This window comes from Actinomadura parmotrematis, assembly GCF_019458805.1.
In the GTDB taxonomy this organism is placed as follows: Bacteria; Actinomycetota; Actinomycetes; order Streptosporangiales; family Streptosporangiaceae; genus Spirillospora; species Spirillospora parmotrematis.
Genome location: NZ_JAIBOA010000016.1, coordinates 158,214 through 173,570 on the forward strand (window position 1 = coordinate 158,214; position 15,357 = coordinate 173,570).

General features: G+C 76.5%; 10 protein-coding genes. 4 read left to right on the forward strand and 6 right to left on the reverse strand.

Going from position 1 to position 15,357, the window contains the following annotated elements:
- Nucleotides 1-3: 3 nt before the first annotated feature.
- Both K1Y72_RS24280 and K1Y72_RS24285 read right to left on the reverse strand, forming a co-directional pair.
- Complete coding sequence (locus tag K1Y72_RS24280) at nt 4-3,099, reverse strand: AfsR/SARP family transcriptional regulator (protein WP_220168741.1); 3,096 nt, start codon at nt 3,097-3,099, stop codon at nt 4-6.
- Nucleotides 3,100-3,133: 34 nt separating this feature from the next.
- A complete protein-coding gene (locus K1Y72_RS24285; RefSeq protein WP_220168742.1) occupies nt 3,134-4,309 on the reverse strand; it encodes an SEL1-like repeat protein in 1,176 nt (391 codons plus the stop codon).
- A gap of 372 nt (nt 4,310-4,681) precedes the next feature.
- On the opposite strand from K1Y72_RS24285, the gene K1Y72_RS24290 reads away from it, so the two are divergent.
- From K1Y72_RS24290 to K1Y72_RS24300, 3 genes are all read left to right on the forward strand, one after another.
- Nucleotides 4,682-4,900 (forward strand): hypothetical protein, encoded by a 219-nt coding sequence (locus K1Y72_RS24290; RefSeq protein WP_220168743.1) that lies wholly within the window; start codon nt 4,682-4,684, stop codon nt 4,898-4,900.
- Between the two features lie 44 nt (nt 4,901-4,944).
- On the forward strand, nt 4,945-5,631 hold the full coding sequence (locus tag K1Y72_RS24295) for a hypothetical protein (protein ID WP_220168744.1): 687 nt from the start codon (nt 4,945-4,947) through the stop codon (nt 5,629-5,631).
- A 62-nt stretch (nt 5,632-5,693) separates the two neighbouring features.
- Nucleotides 5,694-6,128: a limonene-1,2-epoxide hydrolase family protein gene (locus K1Y72_RS24300; protein ID WP_220168745.1), complete on the forward strand. Its 435-nt coding sequence runs from the start codon at nt 5,694-5,696 to the stop codon at nt 6,126-6,128.
- 29 nt (nt 6,129-6,157) lie between these two features.
- On the opposite strand, the gene K1Y72_RS24305 is transcribed toward K1Y72_RS24300, so the two are convergent.
- Entirely contained in the window at nt 6,158-8,785 is a 2,628-nt protein-coding gene (locus tag K1Y72_RS24305) for a HelD family protein (protein WP_220168746.1), read from the reverse strand.
- A 90-nt stretch (nt 8,786-8,875) separates the two neighbouring features.
- The gene (locus K1Y72_RS24310; protein ID WP_220168747.1) at nt 8,876-9,517 is read right to left on the reverse strand and encodes a DUF4352 domain-containing protein; all 642 of its coding nucleotides are present in this window, start codon (nt 9,515-9,517) and stop codon (nt 8,876-8,878) included.
- Nucleotides 9,518-9,937: 420 nt separating this feature from the next.
- On the opposite strand from K1Y72_RS24310, the gene K1Y72_RS24315 reads away from it, so the two are divergent.
- Nucleotides 9,938-11,968: an N-6 DNA methylase gene (locus K1Y72_RS24315; protein ID WP_220168748.1), complete on the forward strand. Its 2,031-nt coding sequence runs from the start codon at nt 9,938-9,940 to the stop codon at nt 11,966-11,968.
- Here the strand turns inward: K1Y72_RS24315 and K1Y72_RS24320 are convergent.
- Nucleotides 11,949-14,036, reverse strand: a complete 2,088-nt coding sequence (locus tag K1Y72_RS24320) for a DEAD/DEAH box helicase (RefSeq protein ID WP_220168749.1) — start codon at nt 14,034-14,036, stop codon at nt 11,949-11,951. The two genes, K1Y72_RS24315 and K1Y72_RS24320, sit on opposite strands and share 20 nt — an antisense overlap.
- The gene (brxD, locus tag K1Y72_RS24325) at nt 14,033-15,355 is read right to left on the reverse strand and encodes a BREX system ATP-binding protein BrxD (protein ID WP_220168750.1); all 1,323 of its coding nucleotides are present in this window, start codon (nt 15,353-15,355) and stop codon (nt 14,033-14,035) included. The genes K1Y72_RS24320 and brxD overlap by 4 nt, the downstream gene beginning before the upstream one ends.
- Between the last annotated feature and the right edge of the window lie 2 nt (nt 15,356-15,357).

Consider the following 15,357-nt stretch of genomic DNA (forward strand, 5'->3'; position numbering starts at 1 on the left):
CCGTCAGTCCTCGTGCAGCAGCGCCAGCACCGCGCCGACCGGCAGGGCCGCGCCGCGCGCCCGCGCCTCCTCGAACGCCGCGTCCCCGAGCGCCGCGCGCACCTCGGCGGTCACCCGGGCGGTGTCGGGGTCGCGGCCCATCGGGGTGCCGCGGAGCTGGACGGCGCCGCCGAGCAGCAGCGCGGCGCGCTCGGCGGCGCCGTCCAGCAGCGCGTCGGCGGCTAGGCCGATCGCGGCGGCCGAACGGTGCTCGAACACCGGGTGGTCGCGGGACGTCGCGAGGGCCTCGCGGTAGCGGCGCCGGGCCTCGGCCCGGTCGCCCTCGGCGGCGGCGACCCAGCCGAGGCCGGTGAGCGCGGCCGCCCGCATCGACTCGGCGAGGAACCGCTCGGTGTCGGCGTCGGCGAGCGCGGTCGCGTAGAGCCGCCGCGCCGTCGCGAGGTCGCCCTCCAGCCGGGCGATGGTGGCGAGCCCGACGTGCCCGCCGGAGATCTTGTCGGGGGCGCCGGCGCGGCGGGCGTGCGCGATGGCCGTCGCGTACTCGGCGCGGGCGGCCTCGAGCTCGCCCGCCCGGACGAGGACCTCGGCGCGGCGGCTGCGCAGGTCGGCCTGGTCCTCCTGCGCGCCGAGCTCGGTGGCGAGCGCGAGCGCCTCGTCGAGCAGGCGGAGGGCGCGCTCGTGCTCGCCGCGCCAGTCGGCGACCTGCGCGAGCGGGTCCAGGGAGTTGGCGATGCCCCAGCGGTCGCCGAGCGCGCGGAACCCGGTGAGGGCGGTCTCGCACGCGGCCGCGGCGGCGTCCAGGTCGCCGCGGAACTGGGCGAGGAACCCGTAGCTCATCTCCATCACCGCCTGCGACCAGGGGTCCTGCCCGATCTGCTCCATGAACGCCTCGGGGTCGGTGCGCTCGGGACCGGCGGCGAGCGCCCACAGCACCATCGCCGACGGGTGGCGCAGCCGCCGCCCGAGGTTGTTGCCGAGCTCGGTGGCGCGGTCGAGCCAGGCGGCCGCGCGGGCGCCGGGGGACCGGCCCGACAGCGCGTTGGCGACGCACATGACGTACTCCTCCTCCAGCCCCTCCGGCGGGTCGAGGTCGACGGCCTCCATCAGCCGGACCGACAGCTCGGCGCCCTCGGTGCGCCCGCGCAGCCACCAGTACCAGGACAGGACGGCGACGAGGCGCAGCGCGAGCGCGGCGTCGAACCCGATCGCGCGGCGCAGCGCGGTGTGCAGGTCGGCGTGGTCGGCGGCGAGGAGCGCCAGCGCGTCGAGCTGGTCCCCGGCGCGCAGCCGCGGGTCGGCGTCCGCGGCGACCTCCAGGAAGTGCTCCGCGTGCCGCCGCTCTAGGGCGGCGAGCTCCCCGGACTCCTCCAGCCGCTCGGCGCAGAACGCGCGGATCGTCTCCAGCATCCGGAAGCGGACGCCGTCGGTGTGCAGCAGCGACTTGTCGGCGAGCTCCAGGACGAGGTCGTCGGCGCCGCACACCCGCTCGGCCGCCTCCAGCGTGAACCCGCCGGCGAAGACGGTGAGGCGCCGGGCGAGGGCGCGCTCGTCCTCGTCCAGCAGGTCCCAGCTCCACTCGACGACGGCGCGGAGCGTCCGGTGGCGCGGCAGGGCGGTGCGGTCGCCGCGCGACAGCAGCCGGAACCGGTCGTCCAGCCGCGCCGCGACCTGCCCGACCGGCAGCGACCGCAGGCGCGCGGCGGCCAGCTCGATCGCCAGCGGCAGCCCGTCCAGCGCCGCGCAGATGCGCCGCACGTCGGCGGCGACGGCGGCGTCCACGGCGAACCCGGGACGGACCGCCGCCGCCCGGTCGGCGAACAGGCGGACGGCGGGGGAGGCGAGCAGCTCGCCAGGCTCCACCGCCCCCTCGGGGGGCAGCGCGAGCGGCGGCAGCGGCCGCAGCGCCTCGCCGGTGATGCCGAGCGCCTCGCGGCTGGTGGCGAGGATCCGCAGCCGGGGGCAGCCGGTCAGCAGCCGCCGCACCAGCCGCGCGACGGCCTCGATCACGTGCTCGCAGTTGTCCACCACCAGCAGCAGCGCCCGGCCCTCCAGGGCCGTGACGAGCCGTTCCTCGACGCCGGGCCCGGCGTCGCCCGGCCCGTGCCGCACCGACGTGTCGCGCAGCCCGACCGCGTCCGCGACGGCCCGCGCCACGTCCGCCGCGTCCCGGACGGCGGCGAGCTCGGCCATGCGGACCTCGCCGGCCTCGCGCGCCGCGGCCTCGACCGCCAGGCGCGTCTTGCCGGTCCCGCCGGGCCCGAGCAGCGTCACCAGCCGGCTCTCGCCGAGCATCGCGCCGAGCCGCCGCAGCTCGTCCTCGCGCCCGACGAAGCTGGTCAGCGGCGCCGGCAGCCGGTTCTCGGCGGCCGCCTTCGGCGCGCCGACGTCGCCCCGCAGGATCGCCAGGTGCACCTCGGCGAGCTCGGCCGACGGGTCGGCGCCGAGCTCGTCGGCCAGCACCCGCCGCGCGTCCTCGAACACCTCCAGCGCCTCGGCCTGCCGTCCGGCCGCGCACAGCGCCCGCATCAGCAGCCCCCGCGCCCGCTCGCGCAGCGGATGCTCGGCGACCAGCCCCTGCAACCGCGCCACGACCTCGCCCGGCCGGTCCAGGGACGCCTCGGCCCAGTCCTCCACGACCGCGACCCGCAACTCCTCCAACCGCCGCGCCTGCCCCTCGGCGAACGGGACGTCGGCCAGCGCCGCCCCCCGCCACAACCCGAGCGCTTCCTCGAACAGCTCCCCGGCCCGCCGCGCCTGCCCGGCATCCAGGGCGCGCCGCCCCTCCTGCGCCAGCCGCTCGAACCGGTGCGCGTCCACCGCGTCGCGGTCCAGGACCAGCCGGTACCCGGCCGCCTGCCCCTCCACCAGCGACGCGTCCCCGAGCCCCCGCCGCAGCCGCGACACCTGCGACTGCAACGCGTTGGCGGCGCCCGCGGGCGGCTCCTCCCCGTACAGCCCGTCGATCAGCCGCTCGTTGGTCACCAGCCGCCCGGCGTCCAGCGCCAGCAGCGCCAGCAGCGCCCGCACCCGGGGCCCGCCCACGCTGATGGCCCCGTCCCCGCCCCAGACCTCGACCGGCCCCAGAATCCCGACGCGCATGCCCGGATTCTCCCGCACGTTCCGACCGGACGGCTCAGCGTTCGCCGTCGGGGTCCAGCGGGTCGTAGGAGCGGTCGACCACGACGAACAGGACGCGGGCCTCGGGGTGGCCGAGCACGGCCGCCTCCACCAGGTGCATGCGGGCCTCGCCGACGCGGCCGCGGGCCAGCAGCATGAGCGCGAGCCCGTACATGGCCGGGGCGTGCCCGACGCGGGCGGCGGCCCGGTAGTAGCTCTCGGCGCCGATGACGCCGTACCGCCCGGACCGGTACCGGTGGGCGATGCGCGAGTACCCGGGGAGCGCCAGCTTGTAGCCGATCGTCGCGGCGAGCTCGCGGCGCTGGCCGGGCGGGGCGTCCAGCAGCATCTGGGCGACCAGGTCCCGGCCGGCGGCGGCCTTCTCCAGCCACGCCCCGGCCTCGCTGGGCCGGTCGTGGCACAGCAGGAGCAGCCCGAGGCGGCCCGCCGCGTCGTGGTCGCCCTGCTCGGCGGCGCCCAGCAGGTCCACCCCGTGCGAACCGAACATGGTGCGGTAGCGCTGCGCCGTCAGCGGCTCCAGCCAGCCGGCGATCTTGTCGTCCTCCCAGAGGACGCCCGCGTGCAGCGCGCCGAGGCCGTCGCCGCCTTCGCCGCCGTCGGCGTCCCCGCCGGACTCGGACGCGGGCGGTGGCGCGCCCGCCGCGCCGCCGGGCAGCGCCTGCGGCCCCGTCGTCGCCACCGCGTAGGCGGCCGCCGGCGCGGACCCCACCAGCGGCGGGCCGCGGTGCGCGGCGCGGTCGCCGCCGGGGGCGGGCTCCTCGTCGGCGGCCGCGTCCTCGGCCGCGCCGCCGCCGACGCGTCCCGGCGCACCCCTGCCCCGGGACGCGTCGGCGGCGAGGTGGGCGGTGTAGCGGTCCGCCCACTCGGTCAGGACCGCGTGGTCGGGCGGCGGGCCGAGGCCCTGGCGGGCGCGGTGCTCGTGGCAGGCGGCGACGAAGCTGAGCACCCAGGGCAGGGAGGGCCAGGAGGCGCGCCGGCCGGCCAGCCGGTCGCTGAGCCCGGTGAGCGAGAGGGGTTGCAACTGCACCTGCCGCGCGACCGGCTGTTTCAGCACCCGTTCGGAGGCCCGGACCATATCTCGGAGGCCGGGCCGGCCGCACCGCACGCGCAGGTCCCCCAGCTCGTCCATGATCGCGCCCAGCGGCGTGCCGTCCGAAGGCTCGATGGTCATAGCGTCGCCTGTCTCCATTCTCCGCCGCGGCGGGCGAACGGTTGTCCGTTCACGGAGGAACGCTCTCACCCGGGAGATCCACCCGGGGGGCGAAATGTGGAATTCGCGGTGTTCTGTTTTGTTCCGCCCCAGGTCAGCGCTCTGCCCGGAGCCGTGCGGCAGCGTCACGGGACGCAGGGGGGAACGGCTGGAATGGGGTTCCAATTCGACCGCCGGAAATGCCGCCCGCCGCCCGCGCGTGCGGGCTCCGGCCGGGCACGGCGTTCCGGGATGTTCCGATCCGTTCCGATGGCCCGTTATGCCGGACGCCGCCGGCCGGGGGCTGCCTTACTGGTCCCGTCCGCATCATCGGTCCACGGGAGTCACTCTTCCATGTCGATTGCCACATTTGACACGATCCGTCGACTTTCGTCGCAGCGAGCGCGGCAGGCGCCCCGCGACGGCGACGAGCACCTGGTGCACCTGCTCATGGCGCACTGGGCGCTGCACACCGGCAGGCCGCTGCCCGCCAAGAGCTCCTCGGCCATGACCGAGGACGAGCTGCTGGACTTCTGGGCCGACCCGGTCCTGGCGGGACCGGCCTCCACCTGACCGCCCCGCGGCACCGCCCGCATCCGACCACCGAGGAACCCCCGATGATCGACGACCGCGCCGCCCCCGGCGGCACCGACGGCGACGACCCCCGCCCCCGCCCGCCCGCCGGCCCCGCCCCCGCGCGCCTGGACCCCGGCCCCTACGGCCCCTGGGCGCGCCACACCCTCCTCGCCACCGACATCGTCGGCTTCGGCGCCCGCCACCGCGACGACCGGATCGCCCTGCACCTGCGCCGCGCCATGTACACGGCGCTGGCCGAAGCCCTGGCCATGACGGGCCTGATCCTGGCCGACTGCCACCACGAGGACCGGGGCGACGGCGCGCTCGTCGTCGCGCCCGCCGCCTGGCCGGCGGCCCTGCTGCTCGACCCGCTCGCCCACCACCTGACCGCGAGCCTGCGCGCCCTCAACGCCCTCGCCGGCGACGCCGCGCGCCTGCGCCTCCGCGTGGCCGTCCACGCCGGCCTCGTGCAGCGCGACCAGCACGGCCTGGCCGGCCGCGCCCTGGTCGACCTCTTCCGCCTCCTGGAGGCCCCGGCCTTCAAGGAGGCGATCGCCGCGTCCCCGGCGGACCTCGGCGTCGCGGTGTCCGACGAGTTCTACACCGAGACCGTCCGCAGCGGCCTGGTCAACCGCGCCGCCTACAGCCCGCTGCCGGTCGTCCTTAAGGAGGCCCGCGCCACCGCCCGCGTCTGGTTCCCGCCCCGCTACGGCCCCGGGCGGCGGTGACGGGAGCGGGCGGGCCTGCCAGGGTAGGAGCGGATCACCGCTCACGCGCCCCGGAGGCCCGCATGACCGAGATCGAGACCGTCACCGCGTTCCTGTCCGCCCTGGAGGACCTCGACGTCGACCGCGCCCTGGCGCTCTGCTCCCCGGACATCGTCTACCAGAACGTCCCGCTGCCGCCCGCCCGCGGCATCAAGGCGTTCGAGCGCCAGATGCGCGGCATGGCCCGCTATGGCACCGGCTTCGAGGCCCGCCTCCACAACATCGCCGCCACCGCCTCCGGCACCGTCCTCACCGAGCGCACCGACGTCCTGGAAAAGGGCGCCTGGCGCGCCGAGTTCTGGGTCTGCGGCACCTTCGAGCTGCGCGACGGCAAGATCACCCTCTGGCGGGACTACTTCGACTGGCCCACCTTCCTCGCCGCCTCAGCCAAGGGCCTCGCCACCGCCGCCCTCACCTCCCTCCGCAAGACCCGCACCCGCCCCGCCGCCCGCCGCTGAGCGGTCGGCGCCGGCTCTCCGCCGCCCGCTCAGCGGCGGTCGCCGGGCGCGGCGCGGCCGAGAGCGAGGGGGACGCGGTTGCCGCGCCAGTGCCCGTCCTCCAGCCAGAGGACGTTGACGCCGAACGCCTCGTCCAGCGTCTCGGCCGCCCAGTCCTCGACCGGTTCGCCGGGCAGCACGACGAAGCGGTGGTCGGCGGTCTCGCCCTCGGCGTGCGCGGCCTCCATGAGGCGCAGCACCGCCTCGCGCAGGTCGAGGTAGGCGCGCCGGTCCTCGCCGAGCACCTCGTACAGCACCGTGCCGGCGGGGCCGTCGCAGACGGCGTCGACGACGGGGGTGGAGGTGGGGGCGAGCCCGGCGCTGAACAGGTCGCTGAGCAGGCGGTGCCGCAGGTGCTCGTGGATGTTGCACCGCCGCTCGTCGCGGACGCTGCCCTCCAGCGCCGCGACGAAGCGGTCGAAGCCCTCCGCCGGCGCGCCGGCGGCCCCGCCCGTACCGGGCCGGTCCGTGCTGGTGTCGGTCATGTCCTCTTCCTGCGATCGTTCGGTCCGCTCGCCGTCCTCGTCCGGCCCGACGGGGATCGGGGCGCCGTGCACGACGGTCAGGGACTGGGTGCAGCGCGTCAGCGCGACGTACAGCCCGCCGGCCCCGGCGGGCTCCTGCGCGGCGATCTCGGCGGGCTCGGCGAGCACGACGTGGTCGAACTCCAGTCCCTTGGCCTGTGCGGCGGTGAGCACGTGGACGCCCGCCGGCGCGCCCGTCCGCAGCGCGGACCGCCGCCGGTCGGGAACGATCAGCGCGACGGAGCGGTCCGCGCCGTCGGCCGCGGCGCGCACCGCTCGGGCGGCGTCCAGCGCGGCGGCGTCCACCTCGGCGCCGTCGACGGGCACCAGCGACAGGGCGCCGTCGACCGGCCGGACCGAACGGGGGAAGGCGGTGCCGGGGGCGAGGCGCCGGGCCAGCGGTTCGGCGAACTCCATCACCTGCTGCGGCACGCGGTAACCGACGTCGAGTTCGGCGAGGTGGCGCTCGGCGCCGGGGCCGAGCAGCGCGGCGAGCTCGTCCCAGCCGGCGTAGCGGTGCGGGCCGGTCGCCTGGGCGAGGTCGCCGAGCACAGTCATCGAGCCGGTCGGGCAGCGCCGGGCGAGGGAGCGGGCCTGCATGGGGGTGAGGTCCTGCGCCTCGTCGACCACCAGGTGCGGGTAGCGGCGAGGGCCCTCGCCGGAGATGAGGACGCGCAGCTCCTCCAGGCAGACGAGGTCGGCGAGTGTCCAGGGCTCCTGCTCCAGGCGGGCGGCCCGCCCCCGCAGGATCGCGGCCTGCTCGGCGCCGTCCAGGATGCCCTGCGCGGCCTTGTGCAGCAGGACGGGATCGGTGAGCAGGTCGCGCAGCACCCGCTCGGCGGTGAGCTTCGGCCATAGCCGGCCGACGAGCCGCGTTACGTGGGCGTGCCGAGCGATCCGCTCGGGCAGCGTCCTGTCCTGCCGTCCCTGGTGCTGGAGCCCGTACCGCTCCACGAGCAGTTCCACGAGCGCGTCGGCGAACCGCGCCCGCCGCGCCTCGTAGGTGGGCGCGTCCCGGTGGGCGTCGGCCAGCGCCTTGAGCTCGTCGAGGGAGGCCGACAGGTGGGTGCCCTCGAAGGCGGCGACGAAGCCGCCGTGCGCCGCGCGGCGGGCGAGCACGCCGCGCCCGCTCTGCGCGTCGAGGGCGTTGCGCAGCACCGCCGCCATGCGCAGGTCGGCCTTCACGGCGCGGGCGGCGGGCGCGTCGGTGCCCTTGGCGCCGTCCACCGCGGTGCGCCGCCCGGTCCGGGCCGCGTCGGCCGCCGTGCCGGCGCCGGGCCGCTCCCAGAGCAGGTCCAGCGCGACCATGCGCACGTCGTGGGTGCCGAGCTGCGGGAGGACGCCGCGCACGTGCTCCAGGAAGCCGCGGTGCGGCCCGACGACGAGGACCTCGCCCGGCTTGAACAGCTTGTTGAACAGCAGCCAGGACACCCGGTGCAGGCCGACGGCGGTCTTGCCGGTGCCGGGTCCGCCCTGCACCACCAGCAGGCCCGCGCGCTCGTCGGCGACGAGTGCGAGCTGCTCGCGCTGGATCGTCTCGACGATGTCGCGCATGCGGCCGTCGCGCGCCCGCCCGAGCTCGTCCAGCAGCAGGTCGCGCAGCTCCCGCACGGTGTCGCGGGTCGGCGGCGGCGCCGTCGCGGCCGGCACGCCGTTCCGCAGCGGCCGCACCAGGACGTCCCGGTATCCCCGCACTTTGGGGCCCTTGCAGGTCAGGTCGCGGCGCAGCATGACCTCACCGGGGTCCTCGGGGCGGGCGAGCAGCCACCGGGTGGCCTGGCGGGTCTGCCAGTTGGCCACCACCAGGTCGTGCTCGTCGTCGAACACCGAGGCGCGCCCGATGTAGCAGGTGCGGACGCGGCCCTCGTCCAGCGCGTCGATGCGATGCATGACGAGGGAGGCGCCCGCGAGGGCGTCCTCGGTGCGCAGCTCGGGCGGGAGGGTGGGGATGAAGGCGGTTCCGGCGTGGGCGTCGGTGCGCTCGTCGCGGCGGGCCCGCTGCGCGCGGTTCTCGCGCAGCGGGCGCTCGTAGCACTCGTAGGCGTGGTCGACCGCGCGCTGCTCGGCGGCGATGATGGCGGCCCGGTCGGGCACCTGGCTGCTCCCTTCGACGTCCTCCGGGCGCGGCCGGAGAGAGGGCGTTGATCATTCGACGCCGGTGGGCGACCGCCGGTTTACCGGCGGTCAGCGGTCGCCGAGAGGGACGGTGACGCCGCCGGAGAACATCGAGTCGTGCAGCTCGACGGCGTGCAGCTTCACGCCCTTCGGCACGTCGTAGATGAGGACGCCGTTCACCGTGTTGCCTGGGTTGACGTCCTCCAGGAACGCCTTGGCCTGGTCGCCGAGGGCGATCTGCGCCTCGGTGCCGGCGCTGAACTTGCGGTCCTTGGTGTCGAAGAGGTCCTGGTTGCCGTCGGAGAAGGAGCGGGCGTCGTCGCCGATGTTCTCCACCCGCACGTAGAGCAGGACGTACTGGCCTTGCGCGGTCCGGCCGAAGTACTGATCGCCGACGCGGCGCACGCCCTTCTTCACCTTGGTGACGGTGAAGGCGAACTTGCCGTCGCGGTACTCGCGGCCGATGCCGTTGGCGGGCGTGCGGGGCGCCGTGGAGCGGGACGCCGGCGTCTTCGGGGCGGCCTCGTGGCTCTGCCGGTGGGTGGCGCCGGGCTGCTGCGCGGCCGGCTTCTTCGCCGCCGTGTCCTCGCCTGACGAGCCGATCAGCGCGCCGCAGGCCACGAGCAGGACCATCAGCCCGACCACGCCGGCGACGGCGATGAGGCAGCCCTTGAGCAGGGCGTTCCCCTTGGCGGGCGGCGGGTTCGGCATCGGGTACGGCGGGCCGGGCGGCAGGGGCGGCCCGGGTGCGTACGGGGGCGGGGTGGGGGCCGGTCCGTCGTGCGGTCCGTGGTTCGGGCCGGTGTTCACAAGGGTGCTCCTGATTCGGGGGGGGGGTGTGTTCACAAACCGCCTGGTTCACGGCAGGGCGGCGGTTCGGTCTGTGAACAATCAAAGCAGACAACTGATGTGAATGCAATCGACCGATAAATCATGTGGTGTGCCATCTATGCAGGTTGATACGCCATGTCGCGATCCGGCTAGCCGTTTCCGCTGTTCGGCCCCCCTCGACTCACGCTGCGTGATCACCCGTGAATCCGGTCAACCCACCTCTCCTAGGTCGTCGCCGCTCAAGGCGGTACCGTGAACGGAGAGCGTCGCCGCCGGCGGCGCCCGATCCGAGGAGGCCCCGTGGCACAGGACGCGACGGTCACCGCCGCCGACATCGCCCGGCTGGCCGCGGTGGGCCGGGCGGCCGTCAGCAACTGGCGCAAGCGCCACGACGACTTCCCGCGTCCCGTCGGCGGCACCGCCGCCAGCCCCTCGTTCTCCCTCGCCGAGGTGCAGGAGTGGCTGCGGGCGCAGGGCAAGCTGAGCGCCGACACCGCAGACGAGCACCTGTGGCAGGACCTGCGCCGGCTCGCCGACGAGGCCGAGCTCGCCGACATCCTGGCGTTCGCGGGCGCGTTCCTGCTCTACCTGCACCGCGAGCCCGGCGGCTGGCCCGCCCTCGCCGCCCGCACCGACGCCGAGGTCGCCGCCGAGCTGCCCGGCGCGGTCCTGGCGGTGGTGGGCGGCCTGCCCGGCGGCGCCGCCTTCCCCGGCCGCCTCGCGGCCCGGCACGTCCCGGTCGTGCGGGGCCTCGCCGACCTGGCTGCCGGGCGCGGCCCCGAGTCCACCTTCGAGTTCCTGCGCGAGCGCTACCTGGACCTGCACAAGCGCCGTATGTACGAGACGCCGCGGGGCGTCGCGCATCTCGCCGTGCGGCTGGCGCCCGGCGCCGCCGCCGTCCTGGACCCCGCCTGCGGTTCGGGCACCTTCCTGCTCGCCGCCCTGGACGAGGACCCGGCCGTCCGCCTGCGCGGCCAGGAGGTCGACGGCGCGCTGGCGAGCCTCACGGCCCTGCGCCTGGCGCTGCGCACCGGGGCCGCCGAGATCGGCGCGGGCGACTCGCTGCGCGCCGACGCCTTCCCCGACCTGGAGGCCGATCTCGTCGTCACCGCGCCCCCCTACAACGACCGCAACTGGGGCTACGACGAGCTGACCGCCGACCCGCGCTGGGAGTACGGCCTGCCGCCGCGCACCGAACCCGAGCTCGCCTGGGTGCAGCACGCCCTGGCGCACTGCCGGCCGGGCGGTCTCGCCGTGCTGCTCATGCCGCCGGCCGTCGCCGACCGCCGGGCGGGCCGCCGCATCCGCCAGCAGCTCCTGCGCCGCGGGGCGCTGCGGGCCGTGATCGTGCTGCCGCTCGGGGCCGTCCCCAACATGGCGGTGCCGCTCGCGCTGTGGGTGCTGCGCCGCCCCGATCCGGCCGAGAGGCCGCCGAGCCAGGTCCTGATGGCCGAGGTCGCGGGCGACTTCGCCGCCGAGGCCGCGGAGCTGTGGCACCGGTTCACCGGCGATCCCGAGGGCGATCTGGACGATCCGGGCCGCGCCCGCGCCGTCCGCATCATCGACCTGCTCGACGAGCAGGTCGACCTCACCCCCGCCCGCCACCTCACCCCGCCGCCCGCGGCGCCCGCCGCCGAGCAGGTCGCCGCCCGCCGCGCCGAGCTGCTGGAGCTGCTCGCCGACCTGCGCGGGCTGCTCCCCGAGGTGGACGGCGGGCACGGGCCGCCCGAGGTCCCGCAGCCGCCGGTGGCCGAGCTGGCCCGGATGGGCCTGCTGACGGTCCACCAGGCCCCGCTGAAACCCGCCGGCGCCGTGGTCGGGGCCGCGGCCGGATCGGCCTTCCCGCTCGTCCTCACCGCCGAGGACGTCGTCGAGGGGCGCCCGCCCTCGCGTGTCCTGGCGGACGCCGCCGCGCCGCCGGACGCGGTGGTCGTGCGGCGCGGCGACGTCGTCGTCCCCGCCGTGATCCGCGCCCCGGCCGCCCGCGTCGTCGACGAGCCGGGCGCCGTCCTCGGCCGGCACCTGTTCCTGCTGCGCCCGAACCCCGAGCAGCTGGACCCGCACTACCTGGCCGGCATCCTGCGCAGCTCGCTGAACCTGCGCCACTACTCCACGGTGTCGTCGTCCTACCGGGTGGACGTGCGCCGCGCGGAGATCCCGCTGCTGCCCATCGAGGAGCAGCGTCGCCGCGGCGAGGCGTTCCGCGCCGTGGACGCGTTCGCGGCGCGGCTGCGCGAAGCCGCCGCGGCCGGCGCGGGGCTGGCCCGCGTCCTCACCGACGGCCTGGCCGAGGCGGGTCTGGAGCCGCGGGTCACCGCACGAGGAAGGTGACCGGCCGCGCCAGGAGGCGAGCGGCGGCGTCGGCGTCGGTGAGCCGCGCCGCCAGGGTCCGCTCGGCCAGCGCCGGCGGCAGCGCGGCGCTGAACTTCAGCCCGGTGAGCGCCTGCGGCTCGGGGCGCGGCGCGACGATCCGGGTGCGGGCGCGGGCCGCGCCGGCCGCCCACGCGGCGGGGGTCAGGTCGGCGCGCAGCCGGACGCGGCGCCCGTCGGCCGGGCCCGCCGGGTCGGCGAGCGGCCCGAGGGTCGCCCGCAGGGTCGCGTTCCCCTTGCGTCCCGCCCACGTCCACCAGTGGACGTCCCCGCCGCGCCGTTCGATGACGCTCGCGCGGGCGTCGACGGTGCCGGCCGCGTCCGCGCGGGCCGCGGCGAGCGCGGCGGTGGCGCGCCGGGTCAGCCGCACCGGCGGGTCGGCGCCGAGCAGCACGTCCCGGACGGCCTGGGTCGCCTCGAACGCGACGTCGTCGAGGGACGCCGACGACCAGCGGGCCTCGCCGCCGGTGCCGTCGACGGGGTCGACGAAGCACCGCCGCCGCTTCCAGTCGGTCCAGTCGACCCGCCAGGTCCGGCCCGCGAGCAGCAGCAGCCGGCCGCCAGGGGGCGCCGCCGACAGCAGGACCTGCGGGCCGACGCGGCCGATCTCGGTGTCGCCCTGGAGCACGGTGAACTCCGGCGGGGCGGTGAAGACCGACGTCAGCTCCATGAAGTGGCGCCGGCCGAGGGACTGCTCGGCCGCGTCGCCGATCATGAGCCGGCCGCCGTCGGCGGTGAGCAGGCGGCGGTCGCGCAGGTGGTCCAGGATCGGCCCGGCGTCGCGCATCACCTCCAGGTCCCGCCACCACTCGCGCCACCGGACGGTGCCGAGGTGCCCTTCCTGGAGGGCGAGGGCGAGGAGCTGCTGGGCGGCGATGTGCCGGGGCTCGGCGGGGGGCCGGACCGGTTCGACGTAACCGGTGCCCCACAGGTGCAGCAGTCCCGCGGCCGCCAGGAGGTCGTCGCGGGTGAGCGCCAGCAGCAGGCAGTTGCGGCGCTTCCCGGGGCGGCGCCCGGTGCGGCCGAGGCGCTGCAGGAACGAGGCCGCCGTCCGGGGCGCGTTGATCTGGACGACCCGGTCCAGGTCGCCGACGTCGATGCCGAGTTCCAGCGTGGAGGTCGACACGATCACGCAGTCGCGGGCCTCGGCGAACGCCTCCTCGGCGCGGCGCCGTTCGGCCGCCGCCAGGGAGGCGTGGGAGAGGAAGGCGGTGACGCCGGCGGCGCGCAGCAGCTCGCCGAGCTCCTCCACCGCGCGCCGCGAGTCGCAGAACACCAGGCGCTTCTCGCCGCCGTGCAGCCCCGCGATGATCTTCGCGGCGTTGGCGAGGGTGCCGACGTGGTCCAGCTCGACGTCGGCGTCGCCGGCGCCGTCCGCGCCGTCCGGTGGCGCCACGACCATGCCGGGGCGGCCGGTCGCGGTGCCCTGTAGCCAGCGCAGCAGCGCGGGCGGGTCGCCGACGGTGGCCGACAGGCCGATCCGCTGGAGGGGGCGTCCGGCGAGGCGCGCCAGCCGCTCCAGGACGGCGAGCAAGTGCCAGCCGCGGTCGTCGCGGGCGAAGGCGTGCACCTCGTCCACCACGACCGCGCGCAGGTCGGCCATCAGCCGCCGGTGGTCCACCCGGGCGCTGATGAGCATGGCCTCCAGGGACTCGGGCGTGGTCAGCAGGATGTCGGGCGGTTCGTGCAGCATCGCCCGGCGGCGCGAGTCGGGGATGTCGCCGTGCCAGAGCCCCACCGTCCGGCCCAGCCATCCGGCGTAGCGCTCCAGCCGGGGGTGCAGGTTGTTCAGCAGCGCTTTCAGCGGGCAGAGGTAGAGCACGCTCAGCCCTTGGCGGCCGTCGTCGGCCATGCGGGTGAGCAGCGGGAACAGCGCGGCCTCGGTCTTGCCGCCGGCGGTCGGCGCGATCAGCAGCGCGTCGTCGCCGGCGCCGATCGGGCTGAGCGCCCTGGCCTGGAGCGGGCGCAGGTCCGGCCAGCCGAGGGTCGAGGTCAGGTGGTGGGCGAGCGTCGGGTGCAGCCGCGTCACAGGTCGAGGTCGATCTCGTCGGCCGACGTCGCGCGCGTCGTGAGGGCGTGGAGCTCGTCGTCGTTGAGGTCGGCGGCGGCGAGGCGGACCTTGGCGTAGTCGCGGCGCGGGTCGAAGTCGGGGAACTCGGCGACGCGGTACAGCACGTCGGCGACGAGCTTGCGCAGGTACATGCGGGGCGCGGCGCCCGTGCCGAGCCGTCCGGCGACGGCGGCGGCGAGGTCGGCGACGTAGGCGTCGTCGACGCGCGTGCGGATGCGCTCCTCCTCCTCGTGCCCGGCGGCGAACAGGTCGCGGACGGTGCGGCCGAGTTCGGCGAGCTTGGCGGCGTCCATGCCGGTGAGCCGGATCTGCGTGGCCCGCGCGGTGTCGTACCGGGCGTCGGTGGCGAAGTCGGTGTCCAGCCGCTGCGCGAGCGGCGCGAGGCGCTGGACGCCGTTCGGGCCGTCGTAGAAGGCGGGGGTGCCGGTGATGACGAGGAACAGGTGGGGGAGGCCGCCGCCGGACAGGTCGTCGATGAGCTGCCGCAGCGCGTTCAGGCCGCGGTCGCGGCTGTCGGAGCGGGCGCGCTGGAGCGTCTCGATCTCGTCGAGGACCAGCAGCAGGCCGGTGTGGCCGCTGTCGCGCAGGATGAGCAGCAGGCCGCGCAGGAAGTCGTGCGCGTTGGCCGGGTCGAGCCGGCCCTTCAGCCCGGCGCTCCGCAGCGCCCTGGTGGAGATGCGGTCCGAGCCCGACAGCCAGGCCAGCAGAGCGTCGGCCGCCTCGTGGTCGCCGCTCAGCCGCGCCCGGCGGTAGCCGCGCAGCGCGAGCGCGAACTCGGGCGCGGTCTCCCCGGCGGCCTTCAGCCGGGACTCGATGAGCTCGTCGACGCCCTCGTCCGCGCCGCGGTGCCCGGCGGGGCCGCGGATGGCGGCGGCGTCGTCCTCCAGCGTCAGCAGCCAGGAGTCGACGATGGTGGCGAAGGCGCCGCTGCCGCCGCCGGTGACGGCGAGGTTGTCCACCACCGCCCGGTAGACGGTCTCGAACCGGTGCAGGGGCGTCTGCTCGGGGGAGAACTGGACCTCGCTGGTGGCCATGCCCTTGGCGTGGGCGCGCTCGGCGAGCCAGCGGGCGAAGAAGGTCTTGCCGGACCCGTACTCGCCGCGGACGGCCTTGAAGACGCCCTCGCCGGTCGCGGCGGCGTCCAGGGCCTCGTCGAGGGCGGCCTCGAAGCGTCCCATGCCGACGGCGAACAGGCCGAGCCCGGACTCGGGCACCGTTCCGTTGGCGAGCGCGCGGATGATCCGCCGGCGGCGCGTCCGGCTGGTCCTGGGCGGCATGC

Excerpts from the sequence above, each read along its gene's own strand:
- K1Y72_RS24280 (WP_220168741.1), bottom strand. The coding sequence starts at position 3,099 with ATGCGCGTCGGGATTCTGGGGCCGGTCGAGGTCTGGGGCGGGGACGGG.
- K1Y72_RS24285 (WP_220168742.1), bottom strand. The coding sequence starts at position 4,309 with ATGACCATCGAGCCTTCGGACGGCACGCCGCTGGGCGCGATCATGGAC.
- K1Y72_RS24290 (WP_220168743.1), top strand. The coding sequence starts at position 4,682 with ATGTCGATTGCCACATTTGACACGATCCGTCGACTTTCGTCGCAGCGA.
- K1Y72_RS24295 (WP_220168744.1), top strand. The coding sequence starts at position 4,945 with ATGATCGACGACCGCGCCGCCCCCGGCGGCACCGACGGCGACGACCCC.
- K1Y72_RS24300 (WP_220168745.1), top strand. The coding sequence starts at position 5,694 with ATGACCGAGATCGAGACCGTCACCGCGTTCCTGTCCGCCCTGGAGGAC.
- K1Y72_RS24310 (WP_220168747.1), bottom strand. The coding sequence starts at position 9,517 with ATGCCGAACCCGCCGCCCGCCAAGGGGAACGCCCTGCTCAAGGGCTGC.
- brxD (WP_220168750.1), bottom strand. The coding sequence starts at position 15,355 with ATGCCGCCCAGGACCAGCCGGACGCGCCGCCGGCGGATCATCCGCGCG.